Source organism: Caulobacter sp. 602-1 (assembly GCF_003931565.1).
GTDB lineage: Bacteria > Pseudomonadota > Alphaproteobacteria > Caulobacterales > Caulobacteraceae > Caulobacter.
In genome coordinates this window covers 68051-92765 of record NZ_RRYI01000005.1, presented here as the reverse complement: position 1 = coordinate 92765, position 24715 = coordinate 68051, and the positions used below count along the sequence as shown (strand labels likewise).

Below are 24715 nucleotides of genomic sequence, written 5' to 3'. Positions count from 1 at the left end.
CACATGGAGCCAACCGCGCGCCGTTGCGGGCTGGACAGTTGGCATTTCCAGCTTCCCCATACGTCGATATTTATAATATCGTATACGTTATGGTGGCAAGACAACAGGGAGTTCAAAGCTGATGGACGCATCGATCAAAGGCGCCAGCCGGCGTGGCCTGGCGGCGCTGGCTCTGGCCATGACGGCGGCGCCGGCCTTGGCCGCGCCCAGGACATGTTCCCGCGTGATGGACGAAGCGGCCGAGACCGCCGCGATCCTCAAGGTCATCACCGACATGCAGGCGGCGTGGAACCGCGGCGACTTCCCCGGCTACATGGCCGGCTTTCTCAATCCGGGGGTGGTGTTCGTGTCGAAAGGCCGGTTCCAGAACGGCTGGCAAGGCACGCTGGACCACTATGTCCGCGACTACGGCGCCTCGGCCGACACCCGCGGCCAGGTGCGGTTCCACGACATCAAGGTCGAGATTCTGGGGCCCGACGCCGCCCAGCTGATCAGCCGCTACGAACTCACCCGCCCCAAGCAGGCCCAACGCGGTATCAACACGCGGCTGATGCGCAAGGTGGCCGGGCGATGGGTGATCGCCCTGAACCACGTCTCGGCCGAGGAAGGCCCCTCCCCGGCCTGATCCCTATGGCGCCTCGGAGCGCGCCAGCAGCTCGACCAGATCCTTTTTCCAGAACTTGGCCCAGGTGTGCGTGCCGTGGCCGCGCGTTTCGGGCGTGGCTTGGATCAGGATGAACTTGCCGTTCTTCAGCCGTTTGGCCGCCGGCTCGGCGATGCCCAGGCTGGGTGGGTTGATGAAGTCGTCGCTGGAATTCACCCAGGTCATGGGCGCGGTGATCTTCTCCAGATCCGCCGACGGATCGTAGTCGCTGGACGCGGCCACCTGATAGAGCATGTCGTTGGCGTCGCGCGTGGGCAGGTCCTTGGCGAAGCGATCCTCGAAGAAGGCGTCGGCCGCGTCGCGCGTGGGCGCCTGTTGCTGCCAGGCCGGCGGGGCCGAGCCCGCGACGATCATCAGGTTGACCGCCCCGCGCAGGCCCAGCACCGGCTGCTGGTCGTAGTCGCCGCCGCGCCAGGCCGGGTCGGCCTTGATCGACTCCATCGCCGCCTTGCGCCAGACGCGGTTCAGGCCGGCGATCTGCACGGGCAGGCAGGCCATGGGCATGATCGCCTGCGCGAATTGCGGATGCAGCTCGCCCCACATGAAGCCGTGCATGCAGCCCATCGAGGTGCCCATCAGCAGGCGCAGGCGGTCGACCTTCAGACCATCCACCAGCAGCAAGCGCTGGGCCTCGACCATGTCGGCGTAGCCGTAGTGGGGAAACTTGGCGCGCAGGCCGTTGCTGGGCTTCGACGAGCCGCCGTGGCCGATGCCGTCGGGCAGAATGATGTAGTAGCGGGTGATGTCCAGCGGCTGGCCCGGGCCATACAGCTCGTCGGCGAACTGCGGCTGCAGGAACTGCGCGCCCGTGCCGCCGGTGCCATGCAGCACCATCACCGCGTTGGTCACGCGCCCCTGGGCGTCGCGCTTCGGCTGACCCAGCGTACGATAGTGCAGCCTGAGGCTGGGCAGGGTCTCGCCGGATTTGAACGTGAAGTTGGGGACGACATAGTCGCCCTGGGTGACCTGCCGCTCATAGGGCGTCGCCGCGCCGGCCGAACCGCCCATGGCCAGGAAGGGAGACGCCAGGATGAGCGCGGTGAACGCGGTGGCCAGGATCCTCATGCGCCTCTCCTTGCGTGGCTTGCGTTTGGATTGATCGTATACGTTATGTATTCTGGCAAGGTCCAGATTGAAGAATGGAGCGAGCCCAAGGCCGCGACAGCGGCCGCGGGATGTGGGATGCGCCAGCGGTTCGCCGCGCCCCCTGCTTCGGCCAAGCTTCTCGCCGATCGGAGGGAACCTTAACCGCCTTGCGCCGTTAGAGGCTCGCGTTCAGGGGCGCGCGGTCGGGGATATCCAGTGAGTTTCAAGCGTATCAGGCAGCTTTGCGTCGACGGGCCGACGGTCCCCGCGCGCGAACACGGCTACCGGCCTGTCGGGGCGGGACCGCCCCTGCCCCTCCCGCGCGCTTGCTGATTTCCGCAAGATCGTTCATCCCGCCATCGTCCGTCGTCTCGGGCGGACCCCGCCGCACAGCTCCCACGTCGAGAATCGCATGTCCCTGATCGAACCGCGCAACGCGTCCAAGACCGGCGCCCGAACGGAGCTATGGTCGGCGCTGGGCATGGGTCTGGCCCTGGCCTTCTTCCTGATCAGCGGCACGATCGCCTATCGCAACATCGAGACGCTGCGGATCAACAGCGAGAAGATCTGGCACACCCACGAGGTGCTGATCGCGCTGGACGACCTGCTGTCCACCACCCAGGACGCCGAGACCGGACAGCGAGGCTATCTGCTGACCGGCAACGACCGCTATCTCGCCCCTTACCAGCGCGCGGTGACCGACGTCGCCACGCGAACCGAGGCGGTCGGCTCGCTGACCAAGGACAATCCCATCCAGCAGGCCAATCACGCCCAGCTCAGGCGCCACATCGACGCCAAGCTGTCCGAGCTGGCCGAAACCGTCGCCCTGCGCGGCAGCCAGGGTCCGCAGGCCGCTCTGGCCGTCGTCAACACCGATCGCGGCAAGGCCGAGATGGACGCCATCCGCCAGCAGATCGACGTCATGCGCGCGGAGGAAAACCGCCTGCGCGACATCCGTCTGACCGAGATGGACATCGCCCATCGCACGGCCTTGATCAGCAGCGTGTTGTCGGCCGTGCTGGGCGCGGCGCTGACCTTCGCCGTCTTCGCCCTGATCCGCCGCAGCAGCCAGGCCCGCGCCCGTCAGCAGTGGCTGCAGGCCGGCCAGGTCGGCCTCTCGGAAGTGATGATGGGCGACAAGACGGTCGAGGAGCTGAGCGACAGCATCCTTCACTTCCTGTCGCGCTATGTCGGCTTCCAGGCGGGCGCGCTGTTCAAGGGCGAGAACGGCCGCTTCTACCGCGCCGCCGCCCTGGGCATTCCGGCCGACGCCGACACGCCGCTGCATTTCAACATCAAGGAGGGCTTGCTGGGCAAGGTGGCGGCCGAAGGCCACGCCACCGTCGTCCGCGACGTGCCCGACGGCTATCTGACCATCGGCTCGGCCCTGGGCCACGACAAGCCCAAGCACCTCGTGCTGGTGCCGACCCACGCCGACGACATCGTCAACGCCGTCATCGAACTGGGCTTCCTGCACGCGGTCGATGACCAGGTCCTGGAGCTGCTGAACCAGGTCTCGACCTCGATCGGCGTTTCCCTGCGCTCGGCTCGCTACCGCTCGCAACTGCAGAGCGCCCTGGAGGAAACCCAGCGCCAGTCCGAGGAACTGCAAGTCCAGAGCGAGGAGCTGCGCGTCTCCAACGAGGAGCTGGAAGAACAAGGCCGCGCCCTGAAGGAATCCCAGATCCGCCTCGAGCAGCAGCAGGTCGAGCTGGAACAGACCAACAGCCAACTGGAGGAACAGGCCCAGACCCTGGAGGCCCAGCGCGACGAACTGGAGCGCACCGGCGCGGCCGTGCAGCTGAAGGCGCGCGAACTGGCCCAGGCCAGCCAGTACAAGTCCGACTTCCTGGCCAACATGTCGCACGAGCTGCGGACGCCGCTCAACTCGCTGCTGATCCTGTCGAAGCTGCTCAGCGACAACCCGGCCGGCAATCTGTCCAGCGAGCAGGTCAAGTTCGCCCAGACGATCGAATCCTCGGGCAACGACCTCCTGACGCTGATCAACGACATCCTGGATCTGTCGAAGATCGAGGCCGGCCACATCGAGGTGCGCCCCGAGAGCGTGCCGCTGCAGCGCCTGACCAACGACCTGCGGTCACTGTTCCAGCCGCTGGCCGACGAGCGCCAGCTGGGCTTCGAGATCAAGGTCGCGACCGACACCCCGACCCTGCTGGAAACCGACCGCCAACGCCTGGAGCAGATCCTCAAGAACCTGCTGTCGAACGCCTTCAAGTTCACTCAGGCCGGCCGTGTGACGCTGGCCATCACCCCGACTGGCGACAACGAGATCGCCTTCGCCGTTACCGACACCGGCATCGGCGTCGCCCGCGAGCAGCAGGAGAGCATCTTCGAGGCCTTCCGCCAGGCTGACGGCACCATCAGCCGCAAGTATGGCGGCACGGGCCTGGGCCTGTCGATCAGCCGGGAGCTGTCGCGCCTGCTGGGCGGCAAGATCGCGCTGGAGAGCACGCCGGGCGAAGGCAGCACCTTCACCGTCACCATCCCGCGATCCTACGATCCGGCCCGCGTCGCGCCGCGTCCTGAACCTTCGGCCTCTCCCGCGCCCGCTCCCGCGGTCCCGGCGGCCCCGGCCCGCGCGCGCGCCGCCGCGCCCATGACCCGCACGATCGAGGACGACCGCGACCAGCTGGCCAACGGCCGCCGCGTGCTGCTGGTCATCGAGGACGACGACAAGTTCGCCAGCATCGTCCGCGACCTGTCGCGCGAGCTGGGTTTCCAGTGCCTGGTCGCCGGCACCGCCGAGGACGCCCTGAAGCTGGCCCGCCAGTTCAAGCCCAGCGCCGTGGTCCTGGACGTCGGCCTGCCCGACGAGTCCGGCCTGATGGTGCTGGATCGCCTCAAGCGCGATGACGCCACGCGTCATATCCCGATCCACGTGATCTCGGGCGCCGACCACAGCCAGACCGCCCTGTCGCTGGGTGCGATCGGCTACATGGTCAAGCCCGTCAAGCGCGACGACCTGGCCCAGGTCTTGACCAACCTGCAATCGAAGCTGTCCAGCACGGTGCGTCGCGTGCTGATCGTCGAGGACGACGACGTGCAGCGCGACGCCGTCGGCAAGCTGCTGTCCTCGGGCGATGTCGAGACCGTCGGCGTCGGCACCGCCGCCGAGTGCCTGGAAGCCCTCAAGACCCAGACCTTCGACTGCATGGTGCTGGACCTGTCCCTGCCGGACGCCTCGGGTTTCAGCCTGCTGGAGACGCTCAGCCAGGACGGCGATCACGCCTTCCCGCCGGTCATCGTCTATACCGGCCACGATCTGTCGGCCGACGACGAACAGCGCCTGCGCCGCTATTCCAGCTCGATCATCATCAAGGGCGCCAAGTCGCCCGAGCGCCTGCTGGACGAGGTCTCGCTGTTCCTGCACCAGGTCGTGTCGGAGCTGCCGCCCGAGCAGCAGAAGATGATCAAGAAGGCCCGCAACCGCGACGCGGTGCTGGAAGGCCGCCGCGTGCTGATCGTCGAGGACGACATCCGCAACGTGTATTCGCTGACCAATGTGCTGGAGCCGCGCGGCGCCGTCGTCGAGATCGCCCGCAACGGCAAGGAGGCCATCGAAGCCCTCGACCGCTCGGCCCAGGGCGACCCGGCCAACGCCATCGACCTGGTGCTGATGGACGTGATGATGCCGGTCAAGGACGGCCTGACCGCCACCCGCGAGATCCGCGAGGACGCTCGCTGGGCCAAGCTGCCCATCCTGATGCTGACCGCCAAGGCCATGCCCGACGACCAGGCGCGCTGCATCGCCGCCGGCGCCAGCGACTACATGGCCAAGCCGATCGACGTGGACAAGCTGCTGTCGCTGGTCCGGGTCTGGATGCCGAGGTAGCCGGTGTCCGAGATCGAAGACCTTGAAATCCAGCTGCTGCTGGAGGCGCTGTTCCAGCGCTACCACTACGACTTCCGCCACTACGCGCGGGCGTCGATCAAGCGGCGACTGATCCAGGCGCGCCTGCATCTGGGCTTCGCGACCATCTCGGCGATGCAGGATCGCGTGCTGCACGACGCCTCGATGCTGCCGCGCCTGCTGGACTTCCTGACCGTGCAGGTCAGCGAGATGTTCCGCGACCCGACCTACTTCAAGGCCCTGCGCGAGAAGGTGCTGCCGCACCTGCGGACCTATCCGTCGCTGAAGATCTGGATCGCGGGCAGCAGCACCGGCGAGGAGGTCTATTCGCTGGCCATCCTCTTCAAGGAGGAAGGCCTCTACGACCGGACGATCTTCTACGCGACCGACATCAATCCCGAGGCGCTGGCCGCCGCCGAGGCCGGCGTCTACACGATCGACCGCATCCGCAAGTTCACCGAGAACCACCAGAAGTCCGGCGGCAAGTCCTCGCTCTCGGACTACTACACCGCCGCCTATGGCCGGGCCGCGTTCGACAAGAGCCTGCGCGACCGGGTGGTGTTCTCGGACCACAGCCTGGTCACCGACGCGGTGTTCGCCGAGATGCACCTGATCTCGTGCCGCAACGTGATGATCTATTTCGATCGTCCGTTGCAGGACCGCGCCATCGGCCTGTTCCGCGACTCCCTCACCCGCAAGGGCTTCCTGGGCCTGGGCTCGAAGGAGAGCCTGCGCTTTTCCAGCCACGCCGGCGCCTTCACCGATTTCGTGCCGGGCGAGAAGATCTACCAGAGGCGCGAGCCATGAGCGGGACGCCGATCCAGGCCGTCGCGATCGGGGCCTCGGCCGGCGCGGTGCAGGCGCTGCTGGCCATCCTGCCCGCCCTGCCCGCCAGCTTCTCGCTGCCCGTGCTGGTGGTCGTGCACGTGCCGCCCGACCGCTCCAACATGCTGGTGCCGCTGTTCCAGTCCAAGTGCCGGATCAAGGTCAAGGAAGCCGAGGACAAGGAGCCCGTCGAGAACGGCGTCGCCTATTTCGCCCCCTCGGACTATCACATGCTGGTCGAGACCGACGGGTGCGTGGCCCTGTCGACCGACGAGCCGGTGAACTATTCCCGCCCCTCGATCGACGTGTTGTTCGAAAGCGCGGCGGACTATTATGGATCCGCCCTCGCGGGCGTCATCCTCACCGGCGCCAATCACGACGGGGCCGCAGGGCTCAAGGCCGTGGCGGACGTCGGCGGCGTGGCGATCGTCGAGAACCCGGACGGGGCCTACGCCTCGGCCATGCCGACAGCGGCGCTGGAGGCCACCCCCTCGGCGAGGATCATGAGCCACGACCAAATCGTATTCTTTTTGTCGAGTCTGGGGACCGCGCGATGACGGCGGACAAACCGATCAACTTCCTGCTGGTCGATGACCTGGAAGAGAACCTGCTGGCGCTGGAAGCCCTGCTGCAGCGCGAGGGCCTCACCTGCCTGAAGGCGCGCTCGGGCGAGCAGGCCCTGGAACTGCTGTTGGTCCATGACGTGGCCCTGGCCCTGCTGGACGTGCAGATGCCGGACATGAACGGGTTCGAACTGGCCGAGTTCATGCGCGGCGCCGCTCGCACCAGCCACGTGCCGATCATCTTCGTCACCGCCGGCGTGGCCGACGCCACGCGCCGGTTCCGAGGCTATGAAGCGGGCGCGGTCGACTTCATCCAGAAGCCGATCGAGGCCGACATCCTGCGCAGCAAGGCGGCGGTTTTCTTCGACCTCTATCGCCAGCGTCAGCAGATCGAGGCCCAGCGCGACGAATTGGAGGCCGCCGCCCAGGCCCTGCGCCGCGCCGACCGGCACAAGGACAGCTTCCTGGCCGTCCTGGCTCATGAGCTGCGCAACCCGGTCGCGGCCTTAAGCGGCGGCCTGCACCTGCTGGGCAAGGACATCGCGCCCGAACGCGCCAACGACATCCGCACCCGCATGGACCGGATGCTGACCCACCTGTCGCACCTGGTCGACGACCTGCTGGACGTCTCGCGCGTCAGCCAGGGTAAGATCTCTCTGCGCAAGCAGCGGATCGAACTGACGGAGGTGCTGCGTTCGGCCATCGAGGCCAGCCAGCACAATCTCGACGCCGGAAAACACCAGTTCGTGGCCGAGATGCCGGCCGAGCCGATCTGGCTGGACGCCGATCACACGCGCCTGGCCCAGGTGGTCTCCAACCTGCTCAACAACGCCGCCAAATACACCCCCGAGGGTGGAACGGTGACGCTGAGCGCCGGCGCGAACGGGATCATGGCCGAGATCCGCGTCGCCGACACCGGCGTCGGCGTCCCGCCTGACATGCAGTCGCGGATCTTCGAGATCTTCGCCCAGGTCGAGGACCACCTGACCAAGGCCCAGGGGGGCCTTGGCATCGGCCTGGCCCTGGCCAAGCAGCTGGTGGCCCTGCACGGCGGCACGCTGAGCGTGGAAAGCGCCGGTCAGGACCAGGGCAGCACCTTCACGGTGCGCGTGCCGATCGCGGTCGAGGGTTAGAGCATTTTCCGACGAAGTGGATGCCGGTTCGTCGTCAGAAAATGCGCCAAAACAGAACGCTGGAGCATTTCACCGATCCAGTTGGATCGGAAAATGCTCTAGCCCGCGAACACCTTCCGCCCGCGTTCCACCGTCATCCGGTGCGAGCCCGCGACCGCGAGGCTCCGCGCCTTGATGGTTTGCATGAACAGCCACTCGCCGGTCACGCGCTTGGGCGTGATCCGCAGCATCATGTAGCCGCGCTGGCTGGTGTCGGCCCACTTCATCTCGGGATTGGCGGCCATGAAGCCCGCCGCCACCGCCTTCGGATCGGACGCGAAGGTGCGCTCCATCCCATTCGAGGTGACGCTATGGCCGGCGAACTCGACCCCCGCCGGGCGGCCGTCCTCCACCAGGCCATAGGCCCAGGCGTTGTGGCTGTCGCCCGACAGCATGACCAGGTCGGCGTCGGCGCCCTGCGCCGCCTTCAGTAGCCGCGAGCGCGCCGCCGGATAGCCGTCCCAGCGGTCCATCCACATCGGCAGGCCCGCCTGGGCGGCGCGGACATTGTCGCGGAAGCTGTTGATGCTCTTCTCGGTCGCGTCGGGGCGCAGCCAGTCGACGGCGTCCTTGGGCATGACGGTGCGGCCCAGGATCGTGCCCATGCCGACCATCTGCCAGCCCTTATTGGTTTTCAGGGCGTGGTTCAGCCAGCTCTCCTGGGTCGAGCCCAGCATGGTCGCCGAGGGATCCCTCCAGGGCCCGTCGCGGAACGCCTTCAGCGCCGCGTCCGGGTTCTCGGCCTTGAACGCCGCGCCCATGCTGATCTGCTGGGTGCGACCCAGCAGGCGCGACTCGGTGCGGTAGAGCGTGGCCAGCGCGCCGATCTGGTAGGCCTTCCACGGCTCCTCGGAGACCGGCATCCACTCGCGATAGACCTGCATGGCGGCGGCCTTGCGGACGCCCCAGTCGCCCTCGGTGGCGGCCTGGTGGTTCTGCGCCCCGCCCTCCCAGCTGTCATTGGCCGACTCGTGGTCGTCCCAGAAGCCGACCATCGGGGCCATCTGGTGCAGCCGTTGCAGGTCCGGGTCCGCGCGATAGCAGGCATAGCGGAGGCGGTAGTCGGCCAGGCTCAGGATCTCGGTGACCGGTTGCAGCATCGCCTTGCGGCCATCGGCCCAGTCGCTGTCGCGGGTCGAGGCCACGCCGTATTCATAGATGTAGTCGCCGGTGTGCAGCCACAGATCCAGATCGTCGCGCGCGGCGGCGTGGCCATAGGCGTTGAACCAGCCCACGGGCAGGTTGGCGCATGAGAAGACCGCCAGATTGAAGCGATCCACCGGCCCCAATGGCAGGGTCTTGGTGCGGCCGACCGGGGACTTGGCGCCGTTCGGGGCGATGAAGCGATACCAGTGGATCGCGCCGGGCTTCAGCCCATCGACCGTGATCTTGGCCGTCCAGTCGCGATAGGCGCCCGTGCGGACGACGCCGCCGGCCACCACCTTGGCGAAGTTCGGGTCCTGGGCGACCTCGACCTGCAGGGTCGGCGTGCTCTCGCCCGCCGCCGGGACATAGCGGGTCCACAGCAGCATGGAGTCCGCGCCCGGCTCGCCGCTGGCGACGCCGTGGGTGAAACCCGTGGCGCCCAGCACCTCGGCGGCCAGCGCGCGGCCCAGCGGCGACAGGAAGGCGGCGGCGCCCAGGCCGCCGGCCAGGACCAGGCGGCGGCGATCGATTTTCAGAACCATGACGCGATCCTCGGGCTGTGGATTTGGGAAAGGAGATGGCCGCGCCCAGGGGAGAGGCGCGGCCATGGAAGGGATCGGCGACCTAGAAGGTGCCCTTGATCCCCACGTTCCACATCGAGCCGTAGATGCTGTACTGCTGCACCCGGCTGCGGTCGTTCGAGTAGACGATGTCCGGCGCGTTGAAGATGTTGCGGCCGGCCAGCATCACTTCGAACTGACGATTGATCTTGTAGCTGGCGCTGACGTTCCACAGCTCGCGCGACGCGCGGTAGAGGATGCCGTTGTTGGCGGTGGTCGGCGTGTTGCTCAGCGCGCTGGTGCGGGCCGACGACTGGTAGTTGCCGGTCAGCTGAATGTCGAACTTGCCGTAGCTGTAGCGCAGACCCCAGTTGGCCGAGGTCTTGGGCAGGTTCACGCGCTCGCCGTCCGGATCGACCTTGGTCACCGAGGCCCGCAGGCCCAGGCCGCGCAACGCGCCCGGCAGGAAGGTCAGCTGCTGGTCGTATTCCAGCGTGACGCCCTTGTTGGTGCTGGTGCCCGGCAGGTTCTGGGCGCTGCGGAAAGTGTAGCCGGCGTAGTCGGCGGGATTGTAGCCGACGTCGGCGGGATCGACGGTGATCCCCGTCACCTGCATGTCCTTCACGTCCAGCTGATAGGCCGAGAGGGCGATGACGCCCGACGGCTCGAGATAGTACTGCAGGCTGGCGAAGGTCTTGGTCGAATGCTCCGGCTTCAGCAGCGGGTTGGGCACGGTGACGATCAGGTTGTTGTCGTCCACGGCCACCACGCCGCCCAGGTTGCCGTAGTCCGGGCGCAGGATCGACTGGCTGAAGGCCAGTTGGCCGACAAGCTTCTTGGTCAGGTCGTACTTGACGCCGCCGCTCCAGAACCAGTCGTCATACTCACCCTCGCGGGTCGTGTAGGTCCCGTTGCGATACTGGTACAGCAGGCCGGCGACGGTGCTGGTCGACAGGCCCGCGGCCGTCACCTCCTTGGCCGAGCGGATGTCGGCGACGCGCGCCTGGGTCTTGGTCTTTTCGTAGCGCAGGCCAAGGTCGAACTGGGCCTTGCCGACGCGCGGCTGCACCTCGGCATAGGCCGCGCTGACCTCCTCGCCGATCTTCTTGTTGTTATCCAGCTGGCGCTTCAGGTTGCCGACGGTGTCGGGCACGAAGTAGTCGGGGTGCTGAGCGTAGATGTCGTAGACGCCGTAGTTGCTGTCGGCGCGCCAGTGCTGGTCGTTCAGGTTGCCGGCGTCGAAGCCGTGGATCTTGAACGCGTAGTGCTGGGTGGCCGGGATCATGGCTTCCGGCGCCTTCTGGCTCAGGTCGCCGGTCGGGCCGACGTACTGGAACTGCTTGTACGAGCCCTCGACGGTCTTCCAAGCGTTGGTGCGATAGCCCGCGCCCGCCAGCACCTTGAGCTGGACCTGACCGAAGGCGAGCTTCTTCTTCAGGTCCAGATTGGCGCCGTACATCTGGTTGTTGGCGTTCGACTGCGACGTACGGATGTTGTTGCCGATGTCGTCGTCGCGGTTGAAGCTGGCCGGGTCGCCCCACGGCCGGCCCGCCGTCTGCTTCAGCGTCCAGGCGTTGGTGTCCTCCGACGCGCGGTCCAGGGTGAAGCCGATCCGGGTCAGGTAGCTGTCGGTGCGGACGAAGAAGCCCCGGTCGTTGTCCTCGAAATTGAATTCCGAGCTGGAATAGCTTGCTCTCAGCAAAGCCTCGAAGGTGTCGCCGCGATATTCCAGCTTCGGCGCGAACAGCCAGGCCGGGGTGCCGGCGTAGCGGTGCGAATACTGGGTGTGCAGCCGCGTGTTGGTCCCGTTCGGATTGACGACGATGTGCGTGCCGGTCGAGTCCGCCGTGGCCTGGGTGGCCGTCGTCGTGCCGAAGATCAGGTAGGTGTACTGATTGAAGTACTCGACGTCGTAGAACGAGTAGGTGCTGCGCAGCGACAGCGCCAGCTGGTCGGTGATCTTGTAGTCGACGCTGAGATTGGCCGCCTTGCGGTGGGTCAGCTTCGGACCCGGGCGGTACATCAGTTGGTACGGAATGATCCGGCCATTGGCCAGATAAGACCAGTCGGTCTGGATGCGGTCCTGCTGGACGAAGTTGGCGTTGTAGCTGGCGTTGAAGGCGACGCCGAGACGACCGTCCAGGAACACGTCGGCGTAGCCGACCTGGGCGGACGGGAAGATCGTCGAGTGCTTCTTGTCGTCCGGCAGATACTGGCGCGACAGCGTGGAGTCGGACGTGCCGACGCCGCCGACCTGGAAGCGCAGCAGGCGGCCATTGCGCTGGAAGGCGTACTTGCTGCGCAGGTTGATGGACCCGCCGGGGCTGTCGGCGTCCATATTGGCCTGCAGGGTGTTGTTCAGCTCGATCGAGTCGATGCCGGTGATCGACATCTGCTCGAAGGAGTTCTGGCGGCCGGCGTTGTTGTTCGACGTGGCCGTGGCCATGCGTGCGCCGTCGGTGGTGAAGGTCGAGTACTTGGGATCGAGGCCGCCGATGCGGACGGCGGTGGCGTCGACCTCGGTATAGTCCAGCGACAGGCCGGGCATGTTCTTCATGAACTCGCCGACGTCGCCCATGGTCAGGGCGCCGAAGTTGTCGGCGGCCACGACGGTCTTGGCGTTGGTCGAGGCGCGGCGCTCCATGATGGCGGCGGCCTGGCCTTCGCGCTTGGCGGTGATCGTCACCGCCTCGACGCCTTCGCTGGCCAGGGCCGAGGCCGGCGGCTGCAGCGAGAACTCGACGGTGGTCGTCTGGTCCGGGGCGACCGTGACGATCTGTCTGGACTCCTGCAGGCCGGCGTACTTGACCACGACGGTGACGTCGCCGGCCGGCACGCCGGTCAGTCGAAAGTCGCCGCCGTTCTCGGACAGGGCGACGATCGGCGTGCCCTCGACGCGGATCTCGGCGTTGCGGACGTACTCATGGGTCGCGGTGTTGAAGACCCGGCCGCGCACCGCGCCCGCGCCGGCCTGGGGGCGCGCGACGCCCACGGCGGACGCGGCCTTCAGGGTAATGACCTGGCCGTCGTCGGTGTCGATCCGCAGCGGCGTGCCCGCGATCAGGCGACGCAGCGCCGCGCGGACGTCCATCGTGCCCTTCACGGCCGGGGTCTGAATGCCGCCGAGGTCGCGGGCCGGAGCCACGATCTGCACCTGGCCCTGACGGGCCAGCTCGGGAATGGCGCGGACGGCCGCCTGGGCCGGAACGTCAAAGACGCGCTCCTGCGCGAAGGAGGGCGCGGCGATCGCGAGCGCCACGATCGACGTCCCGCAGGCGAGGACGGAGTAACGGGAAATCATAGGCAAGCACCCCCAAGGTCATCGCGTTGGTCGCGACCTTCGCGATTGAGAGGAACCGGCCGAGGCCTTCCGCTAACGGTAATAAAAACTTCTTATTCGGCGACGGATCGGGGGCTCAGCACCACCGTGTCGCCGCGCTGCTCCAGCCTGGCGTCGAACACCCGCGCGATGGCGCGGCTGAAGCCCACGGGATCATTGGCGGCGAACAGGCCGGTGACCGGTTCGCGCGCCAGAACGGGGTCGCCGATCTGGATGCGAGTGTCGCTGTAGCGGGCGAAAACCTCCGCCGCCTGACTCAGCGTCTCGCCCTCGAAGGCCAGCTTGCCTTCGCGCCAGGCCAGCTCGCGGGTGACAACCTCCGGCGCGACCGCCCGCGGGCGTTCGCCCCCGGGACGATCCGACAGCATCAGCCGCGTGTTGTCGGCCAGCCGGACCGCCTGTGCCGAGACCGAGGTCGGCGCGACCTCGACCAAACCCTGGTTGACCAGCACGTCGACCGGCGCCCGCTCCAGCTTGCGGACGCGGAAATTGGCCTGGGCCGTGCTCAGCCGCCGGCCGTCGACCTCGACGATGAACGGTCTACGGTCGTCGCGCGCGACCGAGAAATAGGCCTCGCCCTCCAGCAGGGCGACGATCCGCCGTCCCTTGTCGTAGCGGACCCGGATCCTGGTCTCGGTGTTGAGCAGGACGGTCGAGCCGTCCTTCAGCGGCGCCAGGCGGATCTCGCCGCGCTCGGTGCTGATCACCGTTCCCGCGGCGGCCGGCAGGCCGACGGCCAGGGCGGCCAGCGACGCCGCCGCCGCGCCGCCGCCCCAGATCAGGGCCTGGCGGCGCGACAGGCGCGCGACCTTCGGCGCGGCGAAGTCGGCGGGGTCGAAGTCGTCGCCCAGCGCCTGGGCGGACTCGCTCATCATCGCCATCGCCCGGGCGCGCAGCATCGCGCCCTTGCGGCGCGGATCCCCCGCCAGCCAGGCCTGGAAAGCGTGTTCTTCCTCCACGGACAACGGTCCGCGATCCAGCCGCGCCGTCCAGTCGGACGCCGTCTGATCAATGTCTCGACTGGATTCTCGCTGGGCCATCGACCGGGGCAATCTCCGCTTCCAAGGTCCTAGAGGTTTGGGACCGCCTGTTTCCGCTACGCCCGAACCAATCAATCAGGAATAGGACGCCCCGGGATATGTGAGTCTCGACCGTATTCTCCGAAATTCGCATCCGCGCGGCGATCTCGCGCTGGGGCAGGCCCTTGACCCGCCTGAGCACGAAGGCCTCTCGGGTCTTGGCCGGCATGGCCGCGATCGCCTGGGCCAACCGTCGAAGTTCGTCCCGATCGATGGCCAGGCGCTCCGGCGAGGCCGCCTCGTCGGGATGCTCCAGCCGCTCCAGGTCCTCGACCGTCTGGATCGAGACGATGCGGGCCCGGCGCACGTGGCGCACCACGATCGAGCGGGCCACTTGGAAGAGATAGGCGCGCGGATGGCGGATGCCCTCGACGCTCTCCTGTTCGGCCAGGACCGCATAGGCCTCCTGGATGACGTCGTCGGGATCGATCCCGACCGGAACGCCGCGCGACAGCCAGCCCCGCAGAGCGGATTCGTGCGGCAGGATGTTGCGCAGGAACCACCGTGTTCTTTCCCTGTCGGCGCCGCTCATCGTCCACCCGCTGACTGGATTCGTCTCACCACGGAGCCTTCGCCTAGAGCCCTATTGTGACAGTCAGACCTCACCGCGCGGCAGGGTTGTCCGCCAGCTTTCGCAACTCGTCGGCGGTGACGGGAACGAACGGCTTGTGGGCGTCGCCGGTCCAGCGATTGAGCGTCAGGTCGGCCGTCTGGCCGTCGGGCGTCTTGGCGTTGACCGCCAGATAGAACAGGCCGTCGCCGACCGGCTGCAGCCCGACATCGGCCTTCTGGTTCCAGCCGCGCACGCCGGTGGCGGGATCCTTCAGGCCGTCGTCGGCGAGCGGCAGAACCCTCCCCTGCTCCCAGCCCCGCCCCGCCTTCACGCCGATCAGGTCGCCGGTCTTCGGCTGCGCGGCGGCGTCGAAGGCGTAGAGCCCATAGTTCGGCCAATTGGGCTTCTGGCCCGGATAGACGCCCATGAACCAGCGCTTGGAGGCGTCGTCATAGGCCAGGTTCTGGACGCCGTAGCGGGTGTTGCCGGTGCGGATGAAGACCTTGGCGTCCGCCGTCGCCGGGCCATTGTGATGCGGCGCGGCCTCGGTCAGCGGACTGGCGTAGCGGTCCCAGTCCGTGACGTCGTACTGCAGCAGCACCTGCTGGTCGTTGTCGGTCCGGGTGGTATTGCCATAGACGCCGTAGGCTACCGTCAGGTAGCGCCTGCCATCCGTGTGGCCGAACGCCGGACCGAACGACACGCCGTCGACGCCCGAGGCGTCGTAACGGTGATCGGGCGAGGCCACGACGTCGCCCTTGAACTTGCCGTCATCGCCCTCGAACACGCCGTCGCCGTTCAGGTCGGCGCTGTAATCCTTGACCACCTCGGGCAGGTAGACGGTGCGGAAAAGCGCGCTGCCGGACGCCTCGACGCCGACGCGGTCCAGCCGGGCCACGTCGATCACGGCGATGTAGAAGGCCTTGTCTTCCTTGTACTCCAGCGAGCCGTAGACCTTGCCGTCGGCCGGGTTGAAGTCGAGGTCGCCGAGGTGTCCGGTCCAGCCGACCAGCGTGCCGATCAGCTTGCCGCTGAAGTCGTACTTCGCCAGCAGGGTCGTGAACGAGTAGTAGATGAAGCCGCCCCGCACATCGACGGCGACGCCCTGCACGTGGCCGGCCTTCCAGGTCCCGCCGTTCTGGGTCAGCGGCAGGTTGGCCAGGCCCCCCTCGGCGAGCGCCGGACCGCCGATGCACAAGGCTAGGATCGAAGCGGCCACGGCCAGGCGATGACGAACGGACATGGCGAAGACCCCAACCCAGCGTTGGCGGGCGGACCTAGGGCGTCTTGGCGACAGCTTGATGACAGTTCGGCGTCGAGGGTCGAGCTCAGGGCGCCTCTCGGATCGAGAAGCTCTGCTCGATCAGGGCGGCGCGGCCGAAGATGGTCATGAAGGCGATGTCGGCCGCGTCACGCCCCGTGGCGACCCGCACCAGGCCGTCGATCGGCGCCTTGCCCGTGGCGTCGACCAGGCGCCAGCGGCCGCCCAGATAGACCTCGGCGATGGCGTGCAGGTCCGGCGGCTCCAGCTTCCAGGCATAGGCGCTGACCGCTCGCGCGGGGATGTCGGCGGCGCGGCACAGGCCGATGATCAGGTGCGTGAAGTCGCGGCAGACGCCGGCCCGGTCGACCAGGGTGTCGATCGCCGTCGTGCCCGAGTTGCTGACCCCGCCCAGATAGTCGATGTGCTCGCCGATCCAGTCCAGCATCGCCTGGACCTTGGCCCCGCCCTGGAGCTGGCCGAACTCGCGCTCGACGAACGGCTCAAGCCGGTCGGACGGGCTGTAGCGGCTGGCGCGCAGGAAGGGCAGCACCTCGCTGGGCAGGTCGCGGATGGCCATGGCCGGCGCGTCGGCCAGGTCGTGGTCGCGTCGCATGACCTCCACCTGGGCGCGGTAGAGGGCGTTGACCGTTCCCGTGGCCGTGAACACCGTGCGCCGCTCGAACGTCACCGGATCGTCGACCCGCACGGCGTCGACATTAGGCCAGAAGGTCAGGGCTTCCAGCCCCACCACCTGGTCGGGCCCATGGGCGGCCTCGACCAGCAGCAGCACCTCGCACGGGGTCGCGAAGTCATAGGTGAGCGAGGCTTCGACGTCGAAACGCATGGTGATCCCGGAAATGGGGCGACCGAGAACCGGTCGCGCCGCCTAACAATCCGCCAGGATGGCTTCGGTTCAGAACGTCTAGCGAGCGAAAGGAAATGGCGATAGCGACTTGCTGGTCTCCTCGACCAGCAGAGTGCGATTGATCGGCGCCGCCGCACGCTGGGGACAGGCCGGGCGTTCGCAGATCCGGCACGAGGGCCCGATCTCGACGGTGATCGGCGCGGCCATGTCCAGGCCCCGCGCATGGACCAGCTTCGACGCGTATTTCAGCTCGCAGCCCAGGCCGACGACCAGTTCGTCCTCCAGTCCCGCCTGCAGGCCGGAGGTCCGCCGCACCGTCCGCGACAGGGTGAAGTAGCGCTCGCCGTCCGGGGTCTCGATCACCTGGGTGACGATGCGCCCCGGGGTCTTGAAGCTGTCGTGGACGTTCCAGCGCGGACAGGCCCCGCCGAAGCGCGAGAACGGAAAGGGCCCGGCCGCGAAGCGCTTGGAGATGTTCCCCGCCGCGTCCAGCCGCATCATGAAGAACGGCACGCCGCGCGAGCCCGAACGCCCCAGGGTGGTCAGCCGCTGGGCGGCCTGCTCGTAGCTGATGCCAAAGCGCGGCCGCACCCGCTCGATGTCGTAGCCGCTGGCCTCCATGGCGGCCAGGAACGGCTCGTAGGGCATCATGATCGCGGCGGCCAGGTAGCTGTCGAGAAACACCTTGAGCAGCTGGCGCGTGGCCCGGTCGGGGGCCTTGAAGCGGTCGGTCAGGTCCGACAGCACCTCCCCGCCCTCCATCAGCCCCAACTGATAGCACATGCCGAAGGTGCGGCTGGCGTGGGCCAGGGTCTCCGACAGCATCAGGCGCTTGCGGTGATGGTCGTAGCGGCGCAGCGAGCCGGTCATCACCTCGACCGGCATGATCCGGGTCTGGATGCCGAACCGGCTCTGCAGGCGCTCGCGGACCGCCGGCGCCAGGTCCTGCGGGTCGGCCTTCAGCTGGGCGACGATCTTCTCGGCCAGGGTCTCCAGCTCGGCGAAGTGGTTGCGCTGGGCGCCGACCAGGTCGCGGACCCAATCCGTCGGCGACGATTGCTCCGAGGCCGGCCCCGTCCCGTCCGGGCGCTCGAAGGCGCCCAGGTCGATCATCCGGCCGCGATCCAGATAGGCGCGATAGAGCCGCGTCATGGCCTCGGCCAGGCCCGGCGACAGCTCGGCGACCTCGGCGGCCTCATGACGCGAGACGCCGAGATCCGCGAACATCTTGTCGGCCAGCACCTCTTCCAGTCCCGCCCCGCCGCCCGGGTCGTCGGCCGACAGGCTGCGCAGGTCCAGGTCATAGGCGTCGGCCAGCCGCAGCAGGATCTGCGCGGTGACCGGCCGCTGGTTGCGCTCCAGCAGGTTGAGGTAGCTGGCCGAGACGCCCAGCTCCTCGGCCATCCGCGCCTGGGTCACGCCCAGGTCGCGCCGCAGCCGCTTCAGCCGTCCCCCGAGGAACAGCTTCTTGTCGTTTTGCTTCTTTTCCAGCACCGCCATTCGGTCAATCTGTCACGACTTTACAGATTTTACAAAGTCATTCCGTGACAAATTGCCTTCAATAGGTTCGACCGATCCCGCGGCGCGGCGTTAGCTCGCCAGGACGAGTTTTCCTTGGCCCGCAAGGCTTACCAGCCCGGGCCCCGTAGTGGGATCGAACGACCATGACGCAGCGCAAGACCTATGCCGAACACCGCGACGCCCTGCTGGCGCGCTATCCCGATGGCGTTCTGCCGGGCGGCGTCGGCATCGACGACGTCATCCAGCTGAAGCTGCAGAACACCTTCCCGACCCACCTGGACATCGCCCGCGCCATGGCCCCGGTCATGCGCGCCGACATGGCCGCCTACGACGCCGACAGCAGCAAGTTCACCCAGTCGCTGGGTTGCTGGTCGGGCTTCCACGCCCAGCAGATGATCAAGTCGGTCAAGCGCCTGCGCGGCACGACGAAGGGCGCCTATGTCTATCTCTCGGGCTGGATGGTCGCGGGCCTGCGCAATCGCTTTGGCCACCTGCCCGACCAGTCGATGCACGAGAAGACCTCGGTCGTCGACCTGATCGAGGAGATCTACGTCTCGCTGCGCCAGGCCGATGAAGTCGCCATCAACGACCTCTTCAAGACCCTCAGCGCCGCCCGCAAGGCCGGCGACCAGGTCGCCGAGCAGGCCGCGATCAAGGCGATCGACAACTTCGAGACCCACGTGGTGCCGATCATCGCCGACATCGACGCCGGCTTCGGCAACGAGCACGCGACCTACCTGCTGGCCAAGGAGATGATCAAGGCCGGCGCCTGCTGCCTGCAGATCGAGAACCAGGTCAGCGACGCCAAGCAGTGCGGCCACCAGGACGGCAAAGTCACCGTGCCGCGCGAGGACTTCATCGAGAAGCTGCGCGCCTGCCGCCTGGCCTTCGAGGAACTGGGCGTCGACCAGGGCGTCATCGTCGCCCGCACCGACAGCTTGGGCGCGGGCCTGACCCAGAAGATCCCGGTCAGCCAGGAGCCGGGCGATCTGGCCAGCGACTACATCAAGTGGCTGAAGACCGAGCCCGTCACGCCGGAGAACCCGCTGAAGGACGGCGAGCTGGCGATCATGAAGGACGGCGCCTTCGTCAAGCCGGTCCGCATGCCCAACGGCCTGTTCGCCTTCCAGGACGGCACCGGCCGCCAGCGCGTCATCGAGGACTGCATCGCCAACCTGACGCAAGGCGGCGCCGACCTGCTGTGGATCGAGACCGACACCCCCAATGTCGACGAGATCGCCTCGATGGTGAACGAGATCCGCAAGGTCGTGCCCAACGCCAAGCTGACCTACAACAACTCGCCGTCGTTCAACTGGACGCTCAATCTGCGCAAGCAGGTGCGCGACCAGTGGATCGCCGAGGGCAAGATCCACAAGGACAGCTACCCGGAAGGCAACGCGCTGATGTCGGCCGAGTACGACAAGAGCGACCTGGGCCGCGAGGCCGACGAGCGCCTGGCCCGCTTCCAGGTCGACATCGCCGCCCGCGCCGGGGTGTTCCACAACCTGATCACCCTGCCGACCTTCCACCTGACCGCCAAGAGCGTCGACGAGCTGTCGCGCGGCTATTTCGGCGAGGAGCGGATGCAGGCCTATGTCAACACGGTGCAGCGCGAGGAGATCCGCCGCGGCGTCTCGGCCGTGAAGCACCAGCACGAGGTCGGCTCGGACCTCGGCGACACCTTCAAGGAGATGGTCGCCGGCGAGCGCGCCCTGAAGGCCGGCGGCCACGCCAACACCATGAACCAGTTCGCGGCCGAATAGCCGCGAACCCCTTCCCTTCGATCGAGGAGCCAAAGCCATGACCGCCACGCGTTTCGCCCCCGCCGCCATGCCGAACTCGGACGCCAAGGAGCGCGCCGTCGACCGCGTGGCCGAGGCCTCTCACCGCCTCAACGAGGCCGTGCGCCGCGCCATCGAGGCCGGCTACTCGGTCGAGCTGGTGCGCGCCTCGCGCCACCACGACGGCTCGGGCAACTGGGGCGACCAGATCGTCCCCACCGTCCGTGACAAGGGCGCCGAAAAGAGCGCCTAACTAAAGATAACCGACCAGAGTCCCGAAGATGGCTCCCCGGACCTCCCGGGGAGCCGATCCCACCGCCACGGAAAGCTTCCCATGCCGCTCGACATCGCCGCCAACATCCAGGTCACCGGTCCCGTTGAAGGCCGAGCTGCGGAAGTACTCACCCCGGAAGCCCTGGCCTTCGTGGCCGACCTGCACCGCCGGTTCGACGCCCGCCGCCGCGAGCTGCTGGCCGCCCGCCAGGCGCGGCAGGCCCGCTTCGACGCCGGCGAACTGCCCGACTTCCTGCCGCAGACCGCCGACATCCGGGCCGCCGACTGGACCGTCGCCCCCGTCCCCGCCGACCTGCTGGACCGCCGCGTCGAGATCACCGGCCCGGTCGACCGCAAGATGATCATCAACGCCCTGAACTGCGGGGCCAAGGTGTTCATGGCCGACTTCGAGGACGCCACGGCGCCGACCTGGGCCAATGTCGTCGAGGGCCAGATCAATCTGAAGGACCGCTGGTCGGGCGACCTCACGCACGTCGACGCCAAGTCCGGCAAGTCCTACGCCATGGGTCCGACCCCGGCGGTGCTGAAGATCCGCCCGCGCGGCTGGCACCTGATGGAGCGCCACCTGGAGGTCGACGGCCAGGCCGTGGCCGGGGCGCTGTTCGACTTCGGCCTCTACGCCTTCCACAACGCCAAGGCGACTCTGGCGCAAGGCTCGGGTCCCTATTTCTACCTGCCCAAGCTGGAGAGCCATCTGGAGGCTCGCCTCTGGAACGAGGTGTTCGTCCGCGCCCAGGAGGCGCTGGGCCTGCCCGTCGGCACGATCAAGGCCACGGTGCTGATCGAGACCATCCCCGCCGCCTTCGAGATGGACGAGATCCTGTTCGAGCTGAAGGACCATATCGTCGGCCTGAACTGCGGCCGCTGGGACTACATCTTCTCGTTCATCAAGCGCCTGGGCCGCCGCCCCGAGTTCCTGACCCCGGACCGCTCGGCCATGGTCATGGGCAAGGCCTTCCTGGGCGCCTATTCGCTGAAGCTGATCCAGACCTGCCATCGCCGGGGCGCCTTCGCCATGGGCGGCATGGCGGCCCAGATCCCGGTCAAGGGCGACGACGCCGCCAACCAGGCCGCCTTCGCCAAGGTCAAGGCCGACAAGGAACGCGAAGCCGGGGCCGGCCACGACGGCACCTGGGTCGCCCACCCCGACCTGGTGCCCGTGGCCATGGAGGTCTTCGACCGCCTGATGCCGGCGGCCAATCAGCGCGACAAGCTGCTCGCCGATCTCGACATCACCGCCGCCCAGATGCTGGAGCTGCACGAGGGCGTCCGCACCGAGGCCGGCGTGCGCGAGAACATCCGCGTCGGCGTCCGCTATACCCAGGCCTGGCTGGAAGGCCGGGGCGCGGTGCCGCTCTACAACCTGATGGAGGACGCCGCGACGGCCGAGATCTGCCGCACGCAGCTGTGGCAGTGGGTCCGCCTGGCCGCGGCGCTGGACGACGGCCGCGTGCTGACCTCGGAACTGTTCATCAGCCTGTTCACCCAGGAGATGGCCGACCTACGCCGCGACTTCGCTTCGCCGCGCCTGGAGACGGCCGCCGAGCTCTTCACCCGCATGGTGCTGTCCGACAACCTGGAAGAATTCCTGACCCTGCCGGCCTACGAACTGATCTAGCCAACCGCCTGATCCAACCGAACGCATGACCGCAAAGAAAAAGCCCGGCGAAAGCCGGGCTTGAGAAGTAGGGGAGGAAACGCCCAGGAAGGGCAGAGGCCTCAGCCTCACGGAGGTCATCTATGCCTGGCCGAACGCCATTCAAGGGCGGAGCGGAAGAAACTTCGGTTTCAACGCGCTTGGCTTGCCGGGGCCGTGTGGTAATGAGCGCGCTCGACGAGTGAGGGCCTGGCCCGAAGCGAGCGCCAGTCCATGTCCGACCCCGCCGATCCCAAAGACATCCCGCCGGCGCCGAAGCCGCGCAAGCCCCGGAAGCCGCGCGCCAAGGCCGCGATGACCTCGGCGGCTGTCCTGCCCGAGAGTTCGTCCGAACCCGTCGCGCCCAAGCCGCCTCGTCCGCGCAAGCCGCGCGCACCCAAGCCGCCGGTCGAGGCGGTCGAGGCGGTCGCCGAAACCCCGGACATCGTCGAAGAGACCCCGGCCCCCGCGCCAGTCGTCGAGCCCGAACCCGAGGTCCCGCCCGAGGAAGCGCCCCCTCCCGAAGCCGAGACCGAGCTGCCGGAAGCCGTCGAGGCGATCCCGGAAGCCGCCCTCTCCCCGGCCGAGCCCGTCAAGACCGCCAAGCCGCCGATCTGGAAGCGTCCCGCCTGGCTGATCGGCGCGGCCGCCGCCGTGGTGCTGGCGGTCGTGCTGGTCGCCTCGCTGTTCTGGTCGCTGCCGCTGAGCCGCGCCCTCGAGCCGCTGAACAATTCCGCCATCGTTCTGGTCGCTGATGACGGCTCGCCGATCGCCCGCCGCGGCTCCTACAAGGAAGCCCCGATCGACGTCGCCAAGCTGCCGAAATACGTGCCCGGCGCCTTCATCGCCATCGAGGACCGTCGTTTCTACAGCCACATGGGCGTCGACCCGAAGGCGATCGCGCGGGCGCTGGGCAAGAACGCCCAGGCCGGCGGCGTCTCGGAAGGCGGCTCGACCATCACCCAGCAGCTGGCCAAGAACGCCTTCCTGAGCAGTGACCGCAACCTGCGCCGCAAGGCGCAGGAGGCGTTGATCGCGGTCTATCTTGAGGCCCGCCTCTCCAAGGACGAGATCCTGTCGCGCTACCTGTCGTCGGTCTATTTCGGCGACGGGGCCTTTGGCCTGCGCGCCGCGGCCCGGCACTATTTCGGCAAGCCGCCCGAGCAGCTGTCGATCGGCGAGGCCGCCATGCTGGCCGGCCTGGTCAAGGCCCCGTCCCGCCTGGCCCCGACCAACAACATCGAAGGCGCCCGCGAGCGGATGCGCGTCGTGCTGGGCGCCATGGTCGAGACCAAGACCATCACCCAGGCCCAGGCCGACGCGGTCGGTGAGGTCTCGGCCATCGAGAACCCCGACAAGCTGCCAACCGGCTCCTACTTCGCCGACTGGGCCCTGCCCCAGGCCCGCGCCGCCATCGGCGCCCGCTATGGCGAGACCATCGTCAAGACGACCCTGGATCCCGCGCTGCAGGCTAAGGCCGAGAAGATCCTCAACGACTTCATCGCCCGCGACGGCAAGGTCCTGAACATCACCCAGGGCGCCCTGGTGGCCATGCGCAAGGACGGCCGCGTCGTGGCCATGGTCGGCGGCCGCGACTACGGCGCCAGCCAGTTCAACCGCGCCGATGGCGCGCGCCAGCCGGGCTCGTCGTTCAAGCTGTTCGTCTACCTGGCCGCCCTGCAGTCGGGCATGACCACGACCAGCCCGATCCTCGACACCCCGGTGCAGGTCAGCGGCTACACGCCCAAGAACCACGAGGGCAAGTACCGCGACCGCGAGATCCCGCTGATCAGCGCCTTCGCCGCGTCTTCGAACGTCGCGGCCGTGCGCCTGGCCCACGACCTCGGCCCCGCCAAGGTGATCAAGGTCGCCCGCCAGCTGGGCGTCACCGAGAAGATCCCCGACGACCTGACCATGGCGCTGGGCACCGGTTCGATGAGCCTGACGCGCCTGACGGCAGCCTACGCCTCCATCGCGGCCGGCGAATATCCGATCGTCCCGCACGCCCTGGAGACCTTCCAGAAGGGCAAGACCACCGCCTACGATCCCAAGGTGCTGGCCGGCATGCGCGACCTGCTGCGCTCGGCCACCCATCGCGGCACGGGCCTGGAAGCGGCGATCGACGGGGCCTACGGCAAGACCGGCACCACCCAGGACTATCACGACGCCCTATTCGTCGGTTACGTCGACGACCTGGTGGTCGGGGTCTGGGTCGGCAACGACGACAACAGCTCGATGAACGGCGTGGTCGGCGGCGGCGAGCCCGCCAAGATCTGGAAGGCCTTCATGTTGTCGGCCCTGGGCCGTAGCGCCGCCCCGGCGGTCGTCGAGGACCCGCTGGACGACCTGGGCCTGCCGCTGGAAGGCGAGATCGGCCCCGACGGCCTGCCGGTGGTCCCGCTGACGGTCCCCACCGACTCGCTCCCGCCGCCGCCCGTCGCGCCGGTCGCCCCCATCGCGCCGCCGCCGCCCGAGCCGCGCCCCTAGCCCCCGCG

The 24715-nt window shown here is 67.9% G+C and carries 17 protein-coding genes; 9 read left to right on the top strand and 8 right to left on the bottom strand.

Annotated features, from left to right (window positions below):
• The first annotated feature begins 121 nt into the window (after positions 1–121).
• Positions 122–625: an SgcJ/EcaC family oxidoreductase gene (locus EIK80_RS15865; RefSeq protein WP_199743504.1), complete on the top strand. Its 504-nt coding sequence runs from the start codon at positions 122–124 to the stop codon at positions 623–625.
• 3 nt (positions 626–628) lie between these two features.
• On the opposite strand, the gene EIK80_RS15860 is transcribed toward EIK80_RS15865, so the two are convergent.
• Complete coding sequence (locus EIK80_RS15860; protein ID WP_125157996.1) at positions 629–1729, bottom strand: alpha/beta fold hydrolase; 1101 nt, start codon at positions 1727–1729, stop codon at positions 629–631.
• Between the two features lie 433 nt (positions 1730–2162).
• Here EIK80_RS15860 and EIK80_RS15855 point away from each other — a divergent pair, with 433 nt between their 5' ends.
• The 4 genes from EIK80_RS15855 to EIK80_RS15840 are packed head-to-tail and all read left to right on the top strand — an operon-like array spanning position 2163 to position 8142.
• Positions 2163–5603: a response regulator gene (locus EIK80_RS15855; RefSeq protein ID WP_199743503.1), complete on the top strand. Its 3441-nt coding sequence runs from the start codon at positions 2163–2165 to the stop codon at positions 5601–5603.
• 3 nt (positions 5604–5606) lie between these two features.
• Positions 5607–6428: a protein-glutamate O-methyltransferase CheR gene (locus EIK80_RS15850; RefSeq protein ID WP_125157995.1), complete on the top strand. Its 822-nt coding sequence runs from the start codon at positions 5607–5609 to the stop codon at positions 6426–6428.
• Entirely contained in the window at positions 6425–7003 is a 579-nt protein-coding gene (locus EIK80_RS15845) for a chemotaxis protein CheB (protein ID WP_125157994.1), read from the top strand. The genes EIK80_RS15850 and EIK80_RS15845 overlap by 4 nt, the downstream gene beginning before the upstream one ends.
• Entirely contained in the window at positions 7000–8142 is a 1143-nt protein-coding gene (locus EIK80_RS15840; protein WP_125157993.1) for a hybrid sensor histidine kinase/response regulator, read from the top strand. Before EIK80_RS15845 ends, EIK80_RS15840 begins: the two co-directional genes overlap by 4 nt.
• 98 nt (positions 8143–8240) lie before the next feature.
• Here EIK80_RS15840 and EIK80_RS15835 read toward each other — a convergent pair whose 3' ends face one another.
• The 7 genes from EIK80_RS15835 to EIK80_RS15805 form a co-directional block, all read right to left on the bottom strand.
• The gene (locus EIK80_RS15835) at positions 8241–9869 is read right to left on the bottom strand and encodes an alkaline phosphatase (RefSeq protein WP_125157992.1); all 1629 of its coding nucleotides are present in this window, start codon (positions 9867–9869) and stop codon (positions 8241–8243) included.
• An 82-nt stretch (positions 9870–9951) separates the two neighbouring features.
• The gene (locus EIK80_RS15830; RefSeq protein ID WP_233586703.1) at positions 9952–13146 is read right to left on the bottom strand and encodes a TonB-dependent receptor domain-containing protein; all 3195 of its coding nucleotides are present in this window, start codon (positions 13144–13146) and stop codon (positions 9952–9954) included.
• Between the two features lie 134 nt (positions 13147–13280).
• Complete coding sequence (locus EIK80_RS15825; protein WP_125157990.1) at positions 13281–14267, bottom strand: FecR domain-containing protein; 987 nt, start codon at positions 14265–14267, stop codon at positions 13281–13283.
• Positions 14236–14838 carry an RNA polymerase sigma factor gene (locus tag EIK80_RS15820; protein ID WP_125157989.1) on the bottom strand — a complete coding sequence of 201 codons (603 nt, stop codon included), beginning with the start codon at positions 14836–14838 and terminating at the stop codon, positions 14236–14238. Before EIK80_RS15820 ends, EIK80_RS15825 begins: the two co-directional genes overlap by 32 nt.
• 70 nt (positions 14839–14908) lie before the next feature.
• Positions 14909–16102: a hypothetical protein gene (locus EIK80_RS15815; protein WP_199743502.1), complete on the bottom strand. Its 1194-nt coding sequence runs from the start codon at positions 16100–16102 to the stop codon at positions 14909–14911.
• Positions 16103–16187: 85 nt separating this feature from the next.
• Positions 16188–16967: a transglutaminase family protein gene (locus tag EIK80_RS15810; protein ID WP_125157988.1), complete on the bottom strand. Its 780-nt coding sequence runs from the start codon at positions 16965–16967 to the stop codon at positions 16188–16190.
• A 78-nt stretch (positions 16968–17045) separates the two neighbouring features.
• Positions 17046–18488 carry a short-chain fatty acyl-CoA regulator family protein gene (locus EIK80_RS15805; protein WP_125157987.1) on the bottom strand — a complete coding sequence of 481 codons (1443 nt, stop codon included), beginning with the start codon at positions 18486–18488 and terminating at the stop codon, positions 17046–17048.
• Between the two features lie 164 nt (positions 18489–18652).
• Between EIK80_RS15805 and EIK80_RS15800 the strand changes: the two genes are divergently transcribed.
• From EIK80_RS15800 to EIK80_RS15785, 4 genes are all read left to right on the top strand, one after another.
• Positions 18653–20272, top strand: a complete 1620-nt coding sequence (locus EIK80_RS15800) for an isocitrate lyase (RefSeq protein ID WP_125157986.1) — start codon at positions 18653–18655, stop codon at positions 20270–20272.
• Between the two features lie 37 nt (positions 20273–20309).
• Positions 20310–20543 carry a hypothetical protein gene (locus EIK80_RS15795; RefSeq protein ID WP_125157985.1) on the top strand — a complete coding sequence of 78 codons (234 nt, stop codon included), beginning with the start codon at positions 20310–20312 and terminating at the stop codon, positions 20541–20543.
• An 81-nt stretch (positions 20544–20624) separates the two neighbouring features.
• Complete coding sequence (gene aceB, locus EIK80_RS15790; RefSeq protein WP_125157984.1) at positions 20625–22202, top strand: malate synthase A; 1578 nt, start codon at positions 20625–20627, stop codon at positions 22200–22202.
• A gap of 252 nt (positions 22203–22454) precedes the next feature.
• A complete protein-coding gene (locus EIK80_RS15785) occupies positions 22455–24707 on the top strand; it encodes a transglycosylase domain-containing protein (protein ID WP_125157983.1) in 2253 nt (750 codons plus the stop codon).
• The last annotated feature ends 8 nt before the right edge of the window (positions 24708–24715 follow it).